The sequence below is a fragment of the Pedobacter sp. NEAU-ZC8 genome (genome assembly GCF_059278965.1).
This window is the reverse complement of the sequence record NZ_JCAJXC010000011.1, coordinates 128,494-143,141: the sequence shown is the minus strand read 5'-3', so window position 1 is coordinate 143,141 and position 14,648 is coordinate 128,494. Positions and strand designations below refer to the sequence as shown.

Annotated in this window: 16 protein-coding genes; 7 read left to right on the top strand and 9 right to left on the bottom strand. The window is 46.2% G+C overall.

Annotation, left to right across the window (positions count from 1 at the left end; translation table 11 throughout):
• Positions 1–43 precede the first annotated feature (43 nt).
• Complete coding sequence (locus tag AC5WJX_RS10695; RefSeq protein ID WP_494484496.1) at positions 44–1,132, bottom strand: Glu/Leu/Phe/Val family dehydrogenase; 1,089 nt, start codon at positions 1,130–1,132, stop codon at positions 44–46.
• Between the two features lie 110 nt (positions 1,133–1,242).
• On the opposite strand from AC5WJX_RS10695, the gene AC5WJX_RS10690 reads away from it, so the two are divergent.
• The 3 genes from AC5WJX_RS10690 to AC5WJX_RS10680 all read left to right on the top strand — a co-directional run bounded on the left by AC5WJX_RS10690 (position 1,243) and on the right by AC5WJX_RS10680 (position 4,414).
• Positions 1,243–3,033, top strand: coding sequence for an ABC transporter ATP-binding protein (locus AC5WJX_RS10690; protein ID WP_494484495.1), 1,791 nt, complete (start codon positions 1,243–1,245; stop codon positions 3,031–3,033).
• A gap of 69 nt (positions 3,034–3,102) precedes the next feature.
• Positions 3,103–3,429 carry a DUF3276 family protein gene (locus tag AC5WJX_RS10685; protein WP_440430305.1) on the top strand — a complete coding sequence of 109 codons (327 nt, stop codon included), beginning with the start codon at positions 3,103–3,105 and terminating at the stop codon, positions 3,427–3,429.
• 70 nt (positions 3,430–3,499) lie between these two features.
• On the top strand, positions 3,500–4,414 hold the full coding sequence (locus AC5WJX_RS10680; RefSeq protein ID WP_494484494.1) for a serine hydrolase: 915 nt from the start codon (positions 3,500–3,502) through the stop codon (positions 4,412–4,414).
• Between the two features lie 15 nt (positions 4,415–4,429).
• On the opposite strand, the gene AC5WJX_RS10675 is transcribed toward AC5WJX_RS10680, so the two are convergent.
• Complete coding sequence (locus AC5WJX_RS10675; protein WP_440430303.1) at positions 4,430–4,828, bottom strand: hypothetical protein; 399 nt, start codon at positions 4,826–4,828, stop codon at positions 4,430–4,432.
• 283 nt (positions 4,829–5,111) lie between these two features.
• On the opposite strand from AC5WJX_RS10675, the gene AC5WJX_RS10670 reads away from it, so the two are divergent.
• Positions 5,112–5,879 (top strand): TspO-related membrane protein, encoded by a 768-nt coding sequence (locus AC5WJX_RS10670; RefSeq protein WP_440430302.1) that lies wholly within the window; start codon positions 5,112–5,114, stop codon positions 5,877–5,879.
• Here the strand turns inward: AC5WJX_RS10670 and AC5WJX_RS10665 are convergent, their stop codons facing one another.
• A complete protein-coding gene (locus tag AC5WJX_RS10665; protein ID WP_440430301.1) occupies positions 5,880–6,098 on the bottom strand; it encodes a DUF6965 family protein in 219 nt (72 codons plus the stop codon).
• A 20-nt stretch (positions 6,099–6,118) separates the two neighbouring features.
• A complete protein-coding gene (locus tag AC5WJX_RS10660) occupies positions 6,119–6,340 on the bottom strand; it encodes a hypothetical protein (RefSeq protein ID WP_440430300.1) in 222 nt (73 codons plus the stop codon).
• 208 nt (positions 6,341–6,548) lie between these two features.
• Here AC5WJX_RS10660 and AC5WJX_RS10655 point away from each other — a divergent pair, with 208 nt between their 5' ends.
• A complete protein-coding gene (locus AC5WJX_RS10655; protein ID WP_494484493.1) occupies positions 6,549–7,148 on the top strand; it encodes a hypothetical protein in 600 nt (199 codons plus the stop codon).
• Here AC5WJX_RS10655 and AC5WJX_RS10650 read toward each other — a convergent pair.
• The gene (locus AC5WJX_RS10650) at positions 7,145–8,152 is read right to left on the bottom strand and encodes an LLM class flavin-dependent oxidoreductase (protein WP_440430298.1); all 1,008 of its coding nucleotides are present in this window, start codon (positions 8,150–8,152) and stop codon (positions 7,145–7,147) included. The two genes, AC5WJX_RS10655 and AC5WJX_RS10650, sit on opposite strands and share 4 nt — an antisense overlap.
• A gap of 156 nt (positions 8,153–8,308) precedes the next feature.
• Here AC5WJX_RS10650 and AC5WJX_RS10645 point away from each other — a divergent pair, with 156 nt between their 5' ends.
• Positions 8,309–8,764, top strand: coding sequence for a ferritin-like domain-containing protein (locus AC5WJX_RS10645; RefSeq protein ID WP_494484492.1), 456 nt, complete (start codon positions 8,309–8,311; stop codon positions 8,762–8,764).
• 20 nt (positions 8,765–8,784) lie between these two features.
• Positions 8,785–11,373 carry a phosphatidylglycerol lysyltransferase domain-containing protein gene (locus AC5WJX_RS10640; protein WP_494484491.1) on the top strand — a complete coding sequence of 863 codons (2,589 nt, stop codon included), beginning with the start codon at positions 8,785–8,787 and terminating at the stop codon, positions 11,371–11,373.
• Here AC5WJX_RS10640 and AC5WJX_RS10635 read toward each other — a convergent pair.
• From AC5WJX_RS10635 to AC5WJX_RS10620, 4 genes are read right to left on the bottom strand one after another with little or no spacing between them, the layout of a single operon-like run.
• The gene (locus AC5WJX_RS10635; RefSeq protein ID WP_494484490.1) at positions 11,370–12,056 is read right to left on the bottom strand and encodes an alpha/beta fold hydrolase; all 687 of its coding nucleotides are present in this window, start codon (positions 12,054–12,056) and stop codon (positions 11,370–11,372) included. The genes AC5WJX_RS10640 and AC5WJX_RS10635 overlap by 4 nt on opposite strands.
• A complete protein-coding gene (locus AC5WJX_RS10630; protein WP_494484489.1) occupies positions 12,053–12,790 on the bottom strand; it encodes an AcvB/VirJ family lysyl-phosphatidylglycerol hydrolase in 738 nt (245 codons plus the stop codon). The genes AC5WJX_RS10635 and AC5WJX_RS10630 overlap by 4 nt, the downstream gene beginning before the upstream one ends.
• A gap of 9 nt (positions 12,791–12,799) precedes the next feature.
• Positions 12,800–14,002: a DUF763 domain-containing protein gene (locus AC5WJX_RS10625; protein ID WP_494484488.1), complete on the bottom strand. Its 1,203-nt coding sequence runs from the start codon at positions 14,000–14,002 to the stop codon at positions 12,800–12,802.
• Between the two features lie 2 nt (positions 14,003–14,004).
• Entirely contained in the window at positions 14,005–14,619 is a 615-nt protein-coding gene (locus AC5WJX_RS10620; RefSeq protein WP_494484487.1) for an HAD family hydrolase, read from the bottom strand.
• Positions 14,620–14,648 lie beyond the last annotated feature (29 nt).

Sequence of the window (14,648 nt, the reverse complement as noted above, 5' to 3'; positions counted from 1 at the left end):
AACATCTATATAAGAACGAGTGGTATATTAAATACCGGGTTTACTAAAATGACGATTTAATTTTTTTGATATCAATGATTCGTTGTTCCGCAATCCTGTTGGCTGCGATTATTGTTGGTATGTTTTCTTGTTTAGACATCTTAATAACGCTGCGTGTCGCGTCGTAAATATGCTCGGTAAGCTGCATGGTACGTTTCTTACCAAAGCCAGTAAGTTCAGAATAGCAGCTGATAAGTCCGCCGGCATTGATCAGGTAATCCGGTGCAAAAAGAATGTTCTTTTCATGCAACATTTTACCATGCTTTGCTTCATCAGCAAGCTGGTTATTTGCAGAACCTGCAATGATCGAAAAGTTTAATTTGTCGATCGTGTAATCATTGATGGTTGCACCTAAGGCGCAAGGCGCATAAATATCTGCTCCAATCCCAAAGATCTTGTCGGCACTGATCGGCTTGGCCTTATACTTGGCAGCAACCTGCTGCAAGCGTTCTTCATTGATGTCGCTCACATAAACCTGCATGTTCTCATTTCTGAGCAGCTCCACTAAATGTTCACCCACACTGCCAATGCCTTGTACCACAACGGACTTCCCGGCAAGCATATCCGTGCCAAACACTTCCTTCACACAAGCTTTGATGCCCAGATACACCCCTTTGGCTGAGAATGGCGAAGGATCGCCCGCACCGCCAATGGATTCTGGTACGCCAGTTACATGGCTGGTCTCCATTCTGATGAACTCCATGTCGCGCGTTGTTGTACCAACATCCTCAGCGGTAATGAATTCACCATTAAGATTTTTAATAAAACGGCCAAAGCTGCGCATCATGGCCTCAGATTTGCCCTTCCTCGAGTCACCGATAATAACAGCTTTACCTCCACCAAGGTTAATCCCGGTGATGGCGGCTTTATAGGTCATGCTTCTGGAGAGTCTGAGCACATCTTCAAGTGCCTCTGCTTCGGTATCATAGTTCCACATTCTTGTTCCGCCAATTGCCGGACCAAGGGTTGTATCGTGAATTGCAATTATTGCCTTAAGTCCTGTATCCGGATCATTGCAGAAAACCACTTTCTTGTGTCCCTGCGCAGTTAATTGATCTAAAACAGAATTTATTGCAGAACTATTATCAGACATAAAATTGATTATGAGATGTCCCGCAAAAGTACTACAAAAAAACAAGTTTTTACCTGCTTGTAACTAAACTCTAAAAAAAAACAGGCCCCTTTGCATAACTTTACACATTCATGAAGCAGCTCCGTTTTTTAAATAAGTATTTCTTTAAATATAAGTGGTGGATAATTCCAGGCATATTCTTCGTCATCATTTCCAACATATTCGCCGTTATTCCTGCTCAGGTTATAGGACATGCCTTCAACCTGATCACCGAAAATATCCAGATCTACGGACTGTTTGAAGGTTTTAACAAGCAGGCCCTGATATATAATATTTTCAGCGAAAGCCTGTTCCTTTTCGGAGCCCTTGTGCTGGTGCTGTACCTCATCCGCGGCCTCTTTCTTTTCTTCATGCGTCAGACCATCATCCTGATGTCCAGGCACATTGAGTTCGACATGAAGAACGAGATCTATAATCACTACCAGGCGCTAACACTTGGATTTTACAGAAAGAACAATACTGGCGACCTGATGAACCGTGCGACTGAAGACGTGAACCGCGTTCGGATGTATGTAGGCCCCGCCATCATGTACACCATCAACACGGCAGTACTCTTTGTGCTGATCATCTCTTCGATGTATGCCGTAAATGCCACCCTTGCCACCTTCTGCCTTCTACCCCTGCCGGTGCTGGTAGTGACCATATACTATGTAAATACCTTAATTAACGTCCGAAGCGAGCGCATACAGGAACAGTTATCTAAACTTTCTTCCTTTGTACAGGAACGCTTTTCCGGAATACGGGTGATCAAGTCTTACGTCAGGGAAGGTTATACCCGCAAGATATTTGCAGAAGAAAGCGAAGCCTACAAAGGCAACTCCATGAGTCTGGTGCGTGTACAGGCATTCTTTTACCCGACCATGCTGCTTATGGTTGGCCTAAGTACCATCTTGACCGTATATGTTGGCGGCAGGCAGGTGCTCAACGGATCCATCTCAGCAGGTAACATTGCGGAATTCATCGTATATGTAAACCAGCTTACCTTTCCGGTGACCATGCTGGGCTGGGTAACTACCCTCATTCAGCGAGCCTCGGCTTCGCAGAAACGGATCAATGAATTTTTGCAGCTGCAGCCTGATATTCTTCCCGGTGAGGTTAAATTAAACAACCTTAAAGGTGATATCAGCTTTAAAAACGTAAACTTCATTTATCCCGACACCGGTATCCAAGCATTAAAAGAGGTGAGTTTTGAAGTGAAAGCTGGCGAGTTTGTCGCCATCATCGGAAGAACAGGCTCCGGGAAATCAACTTTGGCCAACCTTATCATGCGCATGTACGATGTCAACGATGGTGAGATCCGCATAGACAATACGCCCATCACCGAAATTGACCTTAACACCTACCGCAGCCAGGTTGGCTTCGTTCCGCAGGAAGTATTTCTTTTTTCAGAAAGTATTAAAAACAACATTGCTTTTAGTCTTGATGAAATCAAAGGCGATGAAGTGGAGCAAGCAGCAAAGGATGCCGCAGTGTACAACAACATCATGGACTTCGAACTCAAATTCGAGACCATGCTCGGCGAGCGGGGTATAACGCTGTCCGGAGGACAAAAACAAAGGGTATCAATCGCGAGAGCATTGATCAACGAGCCAAAGATCCTGATCTTCGACGATTGCCTCTCTGCTGTGGACACCAGGACGGAGGAGGAAATCCTCAGCAACCTCAGCCGCATCATGAAAAACCGGACCAGTGTACTTATTGCACACCGGATTTCAACCATCAAAAATGCCGACAAAATCATCGTCATGGAAGAAGGAAGAATCATAGAACAAGGCACACACAACCAGCTGCTTAACAAGGGGGGTGTATATGCCGAAATGTATCAAAACCAATTACTTGAGGAGGAAAACCATTCGCTGTAATTTCTATTTTGAAGTTTGAATTTTATTGCTTTATATTTACGGAAACCAAAACAGACTAGTTCCAATAATATGGCAGAATTTGACAACAAAGAGAGAGAAGAAGTTTTTTCTAAGAAAGTGCGCGCAGGTAAAAGAACCTATTTCTTCGATGTAAAGGCCACCCGTTCCGGAGATTTTTACCTTACACTTACGGAAAGCAAGAAAAGACTTGAGGATGGGGTTTTTGTTAAACATAAGATCTTTTTGTACAAAGAGGATTTCGAAAAGTTTGCTGAGGGACTAAATGAAACGGTCGACTACATTAAAAATCACCAGGACGTGGTAGAAAAACGTTATGAGTTTGCTGAAAACCAGGACAGCCCGGTAGGTAAAACACCAGACGAATTCAACTATTAAATAAAAGACGTTCCGAACTATAAATATCAAGCCTCAACCTATGAGGCTTTTATTTTGTCCCTAATTTCCAATGAAAAAGCTTAGCGTATTCTTAATACTCCTAAACCTCAGCCTTTGTGCTTCAGCACAGGTAAAAACCGACAAGAAGTTGAATAAAATTATCCATGACCTGGTACAGGGATTCAACGGTGATATAGGCATCTATGTGAAAAACCTGAAAACGGGCAAAGTTGCGGAATACAAAGGCGACAGCATCTTTCCAACAGCGAGCATGATCAAAGTTCCGATTACAGCCGGGGTAATGAATAAGGTGGCTAAAAATGAGCTGGACTACCAAAGTATCTTGACCTACAAGGATAGCCTGCTTTATGCCGGCGAAGATATCCTGGGCAGCTTTAAGAATGGTGAAAAAATCGCGCTAAGTAAGGTGATGATGCTGATGATCACCACGAGTGATAACACCGCGAGCCTCTGGTGCCAGTCGCTTGCTGGTGGCGGGCAGGCCATCAATGAACTTATGGCGCAGGAAGGTTTAAAGCATACCAGGGTAAACTCCAGAACCCCGGGCCGCAGCGCAAAACAGCTGAAATATGGCTGGGGACAAACCACTCCCCACGAGATGGCGACTTTAGTGACAAAAGTGCGTAATGGCGAACTAATCAGCCCGGCTGCTTCAGAACGCATCTATCGAAACCTGATCAGAATATACTACGACAGCCACGCATTATCGGAAATTCCGCCCTATGTTCAGGCAGCCTCTAAGTCTGGTGCGGTAGATGATGCCCGGTCAGAAGTACTGCTCGTGAATGCACCCCATGGAGATTACGTTTTCTGCATTGCGACAAAAAACCAGAAAGATATTTCCTGGGAACAAAGCAATGAGGGATGGGTATTGATCAAATCTTTAAGCAAGTTGCTCTGGAACTACTTCGAACCGGATTCAAGATGGAAACCTGCTGCAGGCATGGAAAAATTCCACCACTAGAGCTTTAAGCCTTCGTTACAACTGATGTGGTTTGTAGGTTGCGGTGTTAATCTTCAACTCCGTATCCGCCTCTGCGCCGCGCACCGCCAAGATCAAAGATGGATGTTTATCCATGATTTCACGAATGTCCTTAAGTGTTTGCTGCTCCACAACTTTATTGCATATTCTTACAGGCTCATCTAGAGCATCTGTCACGATTTCCATATCATAAATGCCATTTACGAGGGTTTCACATATCACTAACGACACGTCCTTGTTGGCCGTCAACTTCTTTAATTCTTCAAAGGCATGTTTTACCTGTTCCATGTTTGCGTCTTCAAAGCCAAGGCAAATGCATGGAACAGAGCTTTGTGTGTCCACTAGAGCGACTTCATTTGCGTCGGCCAATATTGATTCTATTACTAATCTGTCCATATTATAATTAAATATCAGTAAAAGCCTTTTTAGCACCGCTTTGTTTTTCCTAGTTGTAATTGTGTCGCTGATATGGCAGAAATGCCAGGCTTTCGGTTTGAGGTTAACAAGGGGTTGACAGGGGGTTGACAAGGCCTTGACAAGGCCCCGACAAGGCTGAAGCCAGGTCAACCCCCTGTCAACCCCTTGTTAGGACCTGGTTTCAAACAACTCAACATTCAACCAGTTGAAACTTTTTTTGTTTCTGATCCTTTTGTTAAGGTAAACCTCAAATGGACGCAAGATGAAACGAACATTGCAGATTCTAAACCTGATCACATTCCTCGCCGCTGTAGCCATCAACTACTTCTACAATACAGGCAGCAATGCGCCAAACACCGTCGGGGAAATATCCGACAAATACGAAAACCTGCTTACACCTGCCGGTTATGCCTTTTCGATCTGGGGATTGATTTACCTGATGGTGTTTCTATTTTCCATTTACCAGGCAAGAAGTCTTGTTTCGGCAAAGGCTGATGATGATTTTGTTTTGAAGATCGGTCCCTGGTTTATCATTTCTAACCTTGTAAATGCAGGATGGATCGTCGCTTTTACCAACGACCTCATCGGCTTATCAGTGATCCTGATGTTGGTGTTTTTCGTTTCGCTGCTCAAGATCGTAGTGAACCTGAATATGGAACGCTGGGATGCACCAAAGTCAACCATATTCTTCATCTGGTGGCCCTTTAGCCTTTACTTTGGATGGCTGAATGTCGCGCTGATCGCGAACCTTGCTGTATACTTCCGGTCGCTTGGCTGGGATGGTGCACCATTTTCGCAAAGCTTCTGGGCGGTGCTGGTGCTGCTCATTGCAGGGCTGATATTTACGGTGATGATCTGGAGCAGAAATATGCGGGAGTACGCAATTGCAGGATCCTGGGGCATATTTGCAATCGGTATGAACAACTGGAGCTCCAACCAGCTTGTTGCTTACACCGCGGTTGCGGTAACTGCAATCGTAGTCATCAATACCATGGTACATGGATACAAAAACCAGGTGGCAAGAAAATAACTATGCCTCCTGCTCTTTGTTCGATTCCATAAATGCTACTAGCCGGTTCAAACGGTCATAGTAAACTTCCGTCCCTTTTTTACCGTCATTGGCTTTGATATAGTTTAAGTGTGATTCGATGAATAAAGGCACATCAACGATGGTTACCCCGCTATCAATATCAACTTGCGATGGCAAGTTGATGCCGGTGAAATAACCTTCCAATTCTTCTGCTGTCATAGCCGCAAAGGTATGGAATATTACAGTTTTTCCGCTTCTATAGCCCTGCCGATATTTTCCAACAGATCATCATCGATCTCGTCATCGGTGGTCCAGGTAACACCTTTCTCCCTGGTATTCGGGAATACGATACCTACAAGGTCATCCTTTTGGGAAACCTGAAAGCTTCCATCCTCAAGGGGTTTAATGGTATAGGTGATGCTGGATCCACCAGTTGCTACTTCAATTTCGAATGTGTCCATAGGTGTAGTTTTTTGGTACTTAACATCGTTTTAAGCCGATTGTTTGCTGGCACCCGCATGCAGGGAAAATCAGCGCGGGGTTCCACCTGTGCATTGAAGACTACAGATTTCAGGCCCAGCAAGGTTCAAAGCAAGGTTCGGGAAAGGTTTTTACATATTCTGACAACATTGTTGGAATTTTAGCTGTTTAGCTTAGAAAATCACAGTTATGGAAAACGCAGTACCGGCTCAGGAAAGCGGCAGTGAAATGAATGCCGTACAGGAAGCAACTTTTAATACACCAGAAGAGGCGAATGCATTTTATCAGATTGCTAAGCAGCGCCTCCTGAATGTTAATAAATGGGATGAGGTCGCTAAGGTTCCCTCTTCTACCTTCATCTTGTGCGGCCCTTCGGGAGAGCCTGTCAGCAGGGATGTTCAACTTGGGGATTTCCTGAAAATTGATATACCAGGCCCCGGCACTAGCACGGGTGATGGTTATGACTGGGTAAAGGTGGAATTTATTGAAGAACAACACCAGGATGGCGCAGACACCATGAGTTTCCGGGTAAGGCCTACAGATAACCCGCTATCGGCGGAAGAAGCGGTTGCACACTTCTTTGATGATGCCGCAACATCTACCTTCCAGGTAAAGAAAATTGGTAATGTAGTCACCGCCGAGGTACATGGACGCAATGAAACGCCCAATACACACACGGATCATATTGTCGATAACATTCGCAATACCATGGTGGGCTTAGGCGCCAAGGTTGGCGCTTCATACCCACAATGGAAAGGTTTGGTTGCAGGAATTGCTGCGGTGGATTAATCCCGCATCAATTCTGCAAAAAGTTGGTATGATCGCAGCTTGGCCTGATGATCATAGATGTGTGCGCTGACCATGATCTCGTCAACCTGCGTTTGAGCCAGGAACGACTCCATATCTTCTTTCACAAGCGCTTTGCTGCCCACAAAAGTGCAGGCAAGCATCTGATTGATCTGCTCGGCCTCGTAGCTGTTGAGTACATCGCCAATATTATCGACAGGTGGTTGCAAAAGGTTTCTTTCGCCGGTGATGATACCCCTGAACATTTGATACAGGGAGGTGGCAAGTTTGTTGGCCTCCGCATCAGTATCTGCAGCAATAACGTTTACACAGGATAACACATAGGGTTCCTGAAGGTACTCCGATGGTTTAAATTCCTTACGATAGATATCAATCGCAGTAAGGAACTGCGCCGGAGCAAAGTGGCTTGCAAATGCGTAAGGAAGCCCCATGGCTGCCGCAAGGTGTGCACTGTCAGTACTTGACCCCAAGATCCAGATCGGTATTTCTAGTCCTTCACCGGGAATTGCTCTTACCTTCGCGTAGCGATTTTCTGCTGAAAAATAGGTCTGCAGCTTTCTTACTTCCTGGGGGAAGTTGTTTACCGCAGCAAAACGATCGCCACGGATAGCCATAGCGGTAAGCTGATCTGTGCCGGGTGCCCGGCCAAGACCTAGATCAATACGGCCAGGATATAACGATTCCAGCGTTCCGAATTGTTCTGCAATCACTAAAGGAGAGTGATTTGGCAGCATGATACCGCCGGAGCCTACACGGATCTTTTTTGTACCGCCGGCAATATGACCAATAACCACCGAGGTAGCAGAACTGGCTACACTGATCATGTTATGGTGCTCGGCGAGCCAGTAACGTGTATAGTCCCAGGTCTCGACATGCCTGGCAAGATCAAGGCTACTCACAAAGGTGTCTGCAGGTGTTTTACCTTCAATAACAGTTGCTAAATCTAAAACGGAATAGGGTATATCTTTTAATTGTTTATCGCTCATAAATCGGTCATCAACATTTTATGCTGATTGACAACAAAATTAAAGATTATCTAGTTTGGCCGTTGACCGCCTGCACCAGTTATGACATTGAATACAGACAGCAGCGCTAAAACTATAATACATTTGAAACGGTTATGACTATAAACGAAAATGATTATGAAAAGCAACAGGCAAATCATCAATGAACTCAAAGAGCTTCTGGAACTTGTAAACGACGGTAAGGAAGGATTTGAAACATCAAGTGAAGCAACGGACAAGATTGAACTTAAGGGATTGTTCCTTCGGTTTTCTGCACAGCGCGCGTTGTATGCCAGTGAACTTAAAGCACATATCGAGAAACATGGCGGTAAGGCCGACAATGAACGGGGCGACCTTGCAGGCGCACTGCACCGCACCTGGATCGATATCAAACTAGCGCTAAGCAGCAAGGAAGATAAGGCGATACTTAACGCGGTGCTTGGTGGTGAACGTGTTGCCCTGGACAGATACAACAGGTTAATTGCGGATTTTGACGACCACGCAGATCACATTGACCTGCTGCGCAGGCAGCGCGATGGAATTGTAGACGCGATGGAATCGGTATATGAGATGATGAGCAGGCAAAAGCGCTAAGATCCATTATCTTTGCCAGTATGCAGAACGCTACAAAGTTTTTTTCAAAGCTCGTTTACAATAAGTTTTTCTGGCAGTTCTTTGTTGCTGCGTTCATGCTGGGAATGGCAGTTTTTTTCTTCCGGGAACAGCACATCGAATTAATCCGGATTCAGGAAGAGCTTAAACGTAGCAGTCCGGTGTACATCATAGCGGGCATCCTTTTGACCGTGGTGTATGTGCTTGCACAGGCGCAGATGTACGTGCACAGCTTCCGGGCCCTCAACAAAGATGTTCCGCTGGGCCTTGCCTTATCACTTTTTCTAAAGAGAAACCTCGTCAGCATATTCCTGCCCGCAGGTGGCTTCTCCTCACTGGTGTTCTTCACCCGGCAAATTGAAGATCGTGGGATCTCTAAATCAAACATCCATCTCGCCTCTACCCTATTCGGTTTCTGCGGAATTCTGTCCGTCGTACTTGTGGGTATCCCGGTTATGGGCATTGCGCTACTCTTCACAAGCCTTGGGAAGACCGAACTTTTGGCCTTTGTATTCCTGCTCTTATTAACTGTCGCGCTTATTGCATTAATCTATTCTATTTCCAAAAAAAGTTATGCCTACCAATGGCTTTCCAGGATTCGCCCTTCGGTTACCACCATTTTAGATGATATGATCGACCAGAAGGTGAGCAGGAAAGAGTTCTGGAACACCCTGCTGGTATCGATCGGTATAGAGGTTATTGGAATTGTCCACCTTTATATCTCCATGCTCGCCTTAGGCCTTGATGCGAGTTGGCCAGCAGCCATCATCGGCTATATGGTAATGGTTGTGCTCCTGATTGCCTCCCCTTTTCTGCGGGGCCTAGGTACCATAGAACTATCATTAACTTTCATCCTGCAACAATTTGGCTTTCCGATTGTAGCAGCAGCGACAATAACACTTCTTTTTAGATTTTTTGAGTTTTGGTTGCCACTATTTGCTGGGATCCTGAGCTTCATCACCAAGCGGGACAATCTGATTTTACGGGTACTCCCTGCCTTCATTATCTTAATGCTGGGCATCGTGAATATAGTATCCGCAATTACACCTGCCATTCCCGTAAGATTACGTTTGATGCAGAACCTGATTTCGGACGACCTGATCGTAACCAGTAATGCCTTGGTACTGGTTTTTGGATTGGTGCTGGTGATGATGAGCGTATTTCTGCTACAGGGTTCCAAACGGGCCTGGTATGCCGCGGTAGCAATCACCGCCTTTTCTTTCTTCGGTCACTTGCTGAAAGCTGCCGACTATGAAGAGGCAATCCTTGCGTTTACTGCTGGTGCAACCTTGTGGTATACGCGCAGTTTTTATAAGCTGAAGCCGAATCCAAGATTTGTATCATTCAACTATCTGGTGATCATTTATGCTGCACTTGCTGTGCTCGCCTACGGTGTATTAGGCTTTTACTTTATAGACAAACGCCATTTCGGTATTGACTTCCATTTTGATCAGGCTGTTAAAGCAGTACTGAAACTCTTGTTCCTGATTGATGATAAAGCACTTGCGCCGAAAACCCCGTTTGGTGAACGATTTGAATATTCGGTTTACATTGCGGGCGCCACATTGATACTCTTCATTATTTTTAGTCTGCTGAAGCCCTATTTTTCTAAACCTTATAACACGCAGGACGACTTTGATAAAGCCAATGGCCTGCTGAAAGAATTCGGCAAGTCTGCCCTGGATTACTTCAAAACTTACCCGGATAAGCTGCTGTTTTTTAATGATGATCGGAGTGCTTTTCTCAGCTTTAAGATCACCAGGCACTTTGCCGTTGTACTGGAAGACCCGGTGGCGGCGAACGACCGTATTAAAAAGGAAATGGTGAACCAGTTTGAGTTATTCTGCCAGGAAAATGGATTCATCAGCGCATATTACCGGGTTCCGGAATCGTCGCTGGAGTTTTACAAATCGCTGGGGCGCAAATCCATCCCCATCGGAGAAGAGGCCATTCTAGATCTCACAAGCTTCACCATGCAAGGGGGAAAGATGAAAACGACCAGAAGTGCGGTGAACCGCCTGGTGGCTGAAGGCTTTCAGTTTAAAGTATATCAGGCGCCAGTGAAACTGGGGATGTTGCAGAAGTTGGAGAAAGTTTCTGAAGAATGGCTACGGGACCTCAATCAAAAGGAAGTTGCTTTTACCCAAGGTGTTTTTGATGCAAGTATACTGAAAGAACAAACCATACTAACCATCGAGGACCAGGAGGAGAAGGTTTATGCCTTTCTGAACCTTATCCCGGACTATGCTCCGGGTGAAGCTACCTACGACCTGATCCGGAAAGTCACAGATGCCCCGAATGGCATCCTCGATATGCTGCTTTCCATGACCTTTTTATACTTGAAAGAGGAAGGTTATCAAACGGTAAACATGGGACTGGCACCACTGTCGGGTATGGAGGACGTGAACGTTACGCAAAAAACGATCAAGTACGCATACGAAAACTTCCGGATTTTTGGCCAATTTAAAGGCCTGAGGCGCTATAAAGAAAAGTTCCTGCCACGCTGGGAAAAGAAATATCTGATCTTCAGCCACAACTATCATTTATTGCAGGTACCAAGAGCCTTGAAGCGGGTTTCCGAAGGGAACTAGAGCTCCTGAATAATCGTCCGGGCGAGCAGATGAACATCATCATTGTACTTATGCGAGCCCGGCACGAGCACTTTCTTGAGCTTTGCACTAGGTTTAATGGCGGGATAGAAATCACTGCCTTCTGTTGCGCCAAAGATACAAAGTACCGGCGCCGGACTTCTTAGTAGTTGTGGATAAACTTTGTAGGGATCTTTATCGGTACTCCCCATACCGAGCATGTTGCTGATCTTCGTGACGAAGCCGGTGGAAAAGCCGGGTGAGAGCAATATTACTGATTTCAGCTGTGCGGCTGTATTTTCCGGGAATAAAGGCGGTAAAAAAGCACCTACATCGGCTCCAAAGGAGTAGCCCAACAGCGCAAAGCTGGGCTTATTCCATTGCTTCCTATAATGATCTATAAACCGGGCTGCGTCCTTTGCGAATTGTGCCGGTGTTTTCTTCTCCCAGAAGTACTTCCTGGTATCGAGTGCCACCACGGCATAGCCCTGTTCGTTCAGCGTCTTGATCAGATCCTTCGAGAAGCTGTTCATGCCGCCATCTCCAGTCAGGTACACCAACATCGGCTTGTGCCCTGCTTTTGGAAAGGTGTGCAATGGAAGTCCATCTTGTGCCCCTGCCTTGAAAGCTGCAGGATTAATGATGAGCAAAAGGCTACAAAGGAAGGTGGTCAGGTATAATTTCATCGTAGTTTCAGGGAACGTATTTTTGTGAAAATATTGATAATTTTTTGGCTTTCCGCCGTTTCATAATGATGGTCTCCAGCGAGCAATGTTAAATGAAAGTTTCGCCTTTTAACTTCTGCCAAGGCCTTCGGCTGCTCCCTTTCACCATAAAAACAGTAAACAGGGATCCGGATCTTTTGTAGCTCCGGCAGCACCTTGAAGGTTTTATCATCAGCCGATAAATTCAGAAGATCGGTTGTATGAACCATAAAATCAGTACTTGCAAAAGGAGAAAAGAGTCCGATGGCAATTACTGCACGTTTTGTAGGCGCAGGGAGCCTGTTGTATATGAAGGGGATTACATCTGCACCGAAGGAGTAGCCGGCAAGATAGATCCGGCTGGCATGATAACGTTCCGCGTAATGCAGGATCAGGCGTCTGATATCATCTGCGGTTTGCGAAGGACTGCGTTGTTCCCAAAAGTAGCTTCGGGAGTTTAATCCAACAACATGATAGCCCTCTTTAGCGAAGCCTGCGGCAAGCTGATCATTAAACTCCAGCCAACCGCCATCACCCGATAGCAACAATAGCAAGCGTCTGGAATCCTGGTTTTCAGCAGGGTATAATACCACAGGCAGGTCAAGCTCGTTGCTTTGTTCACCCTTATGGTTACCGAAACGATTTCGTTTCATGATGCTGCAGCTGCTCAGCAAGAGTATATAGGCGATGCCCAGCACCGGTATCCAACGTTTCATGTAAATAGGTTAAAATAATTTCAATTGCTGATCCACTGGCGGCTTTGCATCACCGAAGACGGTCTTGCCACCATACTTCCAGGATTCACGGCGTTCTTTTTCCAGCAACGCCTCAAAGTTCTGGTTGGGTGTAAATCCCTGCTCCGCCATTCTGGATAGCTCGGAAAGTTTGCGGATGGCCTGCAGCTTATCAGACTGCCCTACCTTGGCCTTCTGCAGGGCCCTGCCAAGTACAGCAATGGTTTCGTCATAAACTTTAAGCGGAACCGGGAAGGGATGACCATCTTTGCCGCCGTGAGCAAAGGAGAACCGTGCGGGATCCTGAAATCTGGAAGCTGTACCATAAATCACTTCGCTTACAAGAGCCATCGACTGTAGTGTACGTGGTCCCATCCCCTCCAGCATTAATAGAGACTCAAAGTCTGCCGGCTGCTTTTCATGCGTCAGCCAAAGCATTGCTCCAAGCCTTTTCAGATCCAGGTCTTTGGCTGTTACCTCGTGGTGATCGGGCATTTTCAGGTGACGGATCTCCGCTAGCATACGTTGAGGATCCTCATGGGTCATGGAAAGCATGGCCTGCTGTGCAGGCAACGACGCTTTAGCCGCCAGATTCATGATCTGACCCTGATTCATACCGGCAATACCAGAGTGTGGGTCGGATACAAAAGATTTTAGCGCTGCAGAATGCCAATGATACCTGCGAGCCGTAGCACTGTCCGGGCGCATGCCTTGTTGTACTACGGTCCATTGACCGGTTTGATCTACGATAAAGCTGTGCAGGTACAATTGAAAGCCATCCTGTACCGCCGTATTATCTACCTTCGCGCTGAGTTTGCTTGATCTGGCAAGTGCTTCTCCGTCGATGCCCACGAAGTCGCCGTAACGGATCAGTTCCGCAGGCGTTTCACGAGACTGTTTACCTTTTCCGCCACAAACGTAAAGTCCGAGGCTTTTGGCATGCGGGTTTATCGCTTTCTTTAATGCCCCCATGACGGAGGTTGTGATGCCGGAGGAATGCCAGTCCATGCCCATAACGGCGCCGAAGCTCTGAAACCAGAATGGGTCGCCTAGCCGTTGCAGCACTGCGGCAGTGCCAAACTCTTCAACAATCGCTTCTGTGATGGCAAAGCCCAACTTAGACATACGCTCCGCCAGCCACATGGGCACGTGTCCATAATGTAGCGGTAGGTCTGCTGAGCCTGAACGTTTCATCTTTATCCGAAGGTCAACTGATCTACACGCACCCAGTGCATTCCTGCAGCTTCTGCGGCTTGCACCCCCGGGCGTCCGTCTTCAAAAACGAGGCACTGCTCAGCTGCTACGCCAAGAAGTTCCGCAGCTCTTAAAAATGGATCGGGATAAGGCTTACCACGCTCGGTATCTCCGGCGCAAACCAGCACCTCCACAAAGTCGCGAATGCCCAGGACCTCCAATGTCCTTTCAATCGCCGCGGTATCTCCGCCGGAAACCACTGCAATGCGTTTTTTACCTGCATTGGCGCGTAGGTGCGCAACAACATGTTCTACCGGTTGTATTTCTTCGAGATACTTGCTGGCGAAGATCTCCGCCTTCCGCGCTTTGAATACTGCAGGCACCAGGCTGCAGTTATACCTGCTATTAATTTCTTCAACCACATTGGCAATGGGCCAACCTGCAAGTTCATCAATGATCGCCGGATCAAATATTACATCGTGTTCCTTAGCAGCATCAACGTAAGATTCCGTGTGTGCTGCCATATTATCAGCAAGGGTACCATCACAATCATAAAGAAAGGCCTGGTAATCACCTGCAGTGAGTTCACATAATTTATCAAATTTGGATTGCTCCATAGGTAAGTTTAAATTTTTGCCTCAAAATT

Excerpts from the sequence above, each read along its gene's own strand:
- AC5WJX_RS10695 (WP_494484496.1), bottom strand. The coding sequence starts at position 1,132 with ATGTCTGATAATAGTTCTGCAATAAATTCTGTTTTAGATCAATTAACT.
- AC5WJX_RS10690 (WP_494484495.1), top strand. The coding sequence starts at position 1,243 with ATGAAGCAGCTCCGTTTTTTAAATAAGTATTTCTTTAAATATAAGTGG.
- AC5WJX_RS10685 (WP_440430305.1), top strand. The coding sequence starts at position 3,103 with ATGGCAGAATTTGACAACAAAGAGAGAGAAGAAGTTTTTTCTAAGAAA.
- AC5WJX_RS10680 (WP_494484494.1), top strand. The coding sequence starts at position 3,500 with ATGAAAAAGCTTAGCGTATTCTTAATACTCCTAAACCTCAGCCTTTGT.
- AC5WJX_RS10675 (WP_440430303.1), bottom strand. The coding sequence starts at position 4,828 with ATGGACAGATTAGTAATAGAATCAATATTGGCCGACGCAAATGAAGTC.
- AC5WJX_RS10670 (WP_440430302.1), top strand. The coding sequence starts at position 5,112 with ATGAAACGAACATTGCAGATTCTAAACCTGATCACATTCCTCGCCGCT.
- AC5WJX_RS10665 (WP_440430301.1), bottom strand. The coding sequence starts at position 6,098 with ATGACAGCAGAAGAATTGGAAGGTTATTTCACCGGCATCAACTTGCCA.
- AC5WJX_RS10660 (WP_440430300.1), bottom strand. The coding sequence starts at position 6,340 with ATGGACACATTCGAAATTGAAGTAGCAACTGGTGGATCCAGCATCACC.
- AC5WJX_RS10655 (WP_494484493.1), top strand. The coding sequence starts at position 6,549 with ATGGAAAACGCAGTACCGGCTCAGGAAAGCGGCAGTGAAATGAATGCC.
- AC5WJX_RS10650 (WP_440430298.1), bottom strand. The coding sequence starts at position 8,152 with ATGAGCGATAAACAATTAAAAGATATACCCTATTCCGTTTTAGATTTA.
- AC5WJX_RS10645 (WP_494484492.1), top strand. The coding sequence starts at position 8,309 with ATGAAAAGCAACAGGCAAATCATCAATGAACTCAAAGAGCTTCTGGAA.
- AC5WJX_RS10640 (WP_494484491.1), top strand. The coding sequence starts at position 8,785 with ATGCAGAACGCTACAAAGTTTTTTTCAAAGCTCGTTTACAATAAGTTT.
- AC5WJX_RS10635 (WP_494484490.1), bottom strand. The coding sequence starts at position 12,056 with ATGAAATTATACCTGACCACCTTCCTTTGTAGCCTTTTGCTCATCATT.
- AC5WJX_RS10630 (WP_494484489.1), bottom strand. The coding sequence starts at position 12,790 with ATGAAACGTTGGATACCGGTGCTGGGCATCGCCTATATACTCTTGCTG.
- AC5WJX_RS10625 (WP_494484488.1), bottom strand. The coding sequence starts at position 14,002 with ATGAAACGTTCAGGCTCAGCAGACCTACCGCTACATTATGGACACGTG.
- AC5WJX_RS10620 (WP_494484487.1), bottom strand. The coding sequence starts at position 14,619 with ATGGAGCAATCCAAATTTGATAAATTATGTGAACTCACTGCAGGTGAT.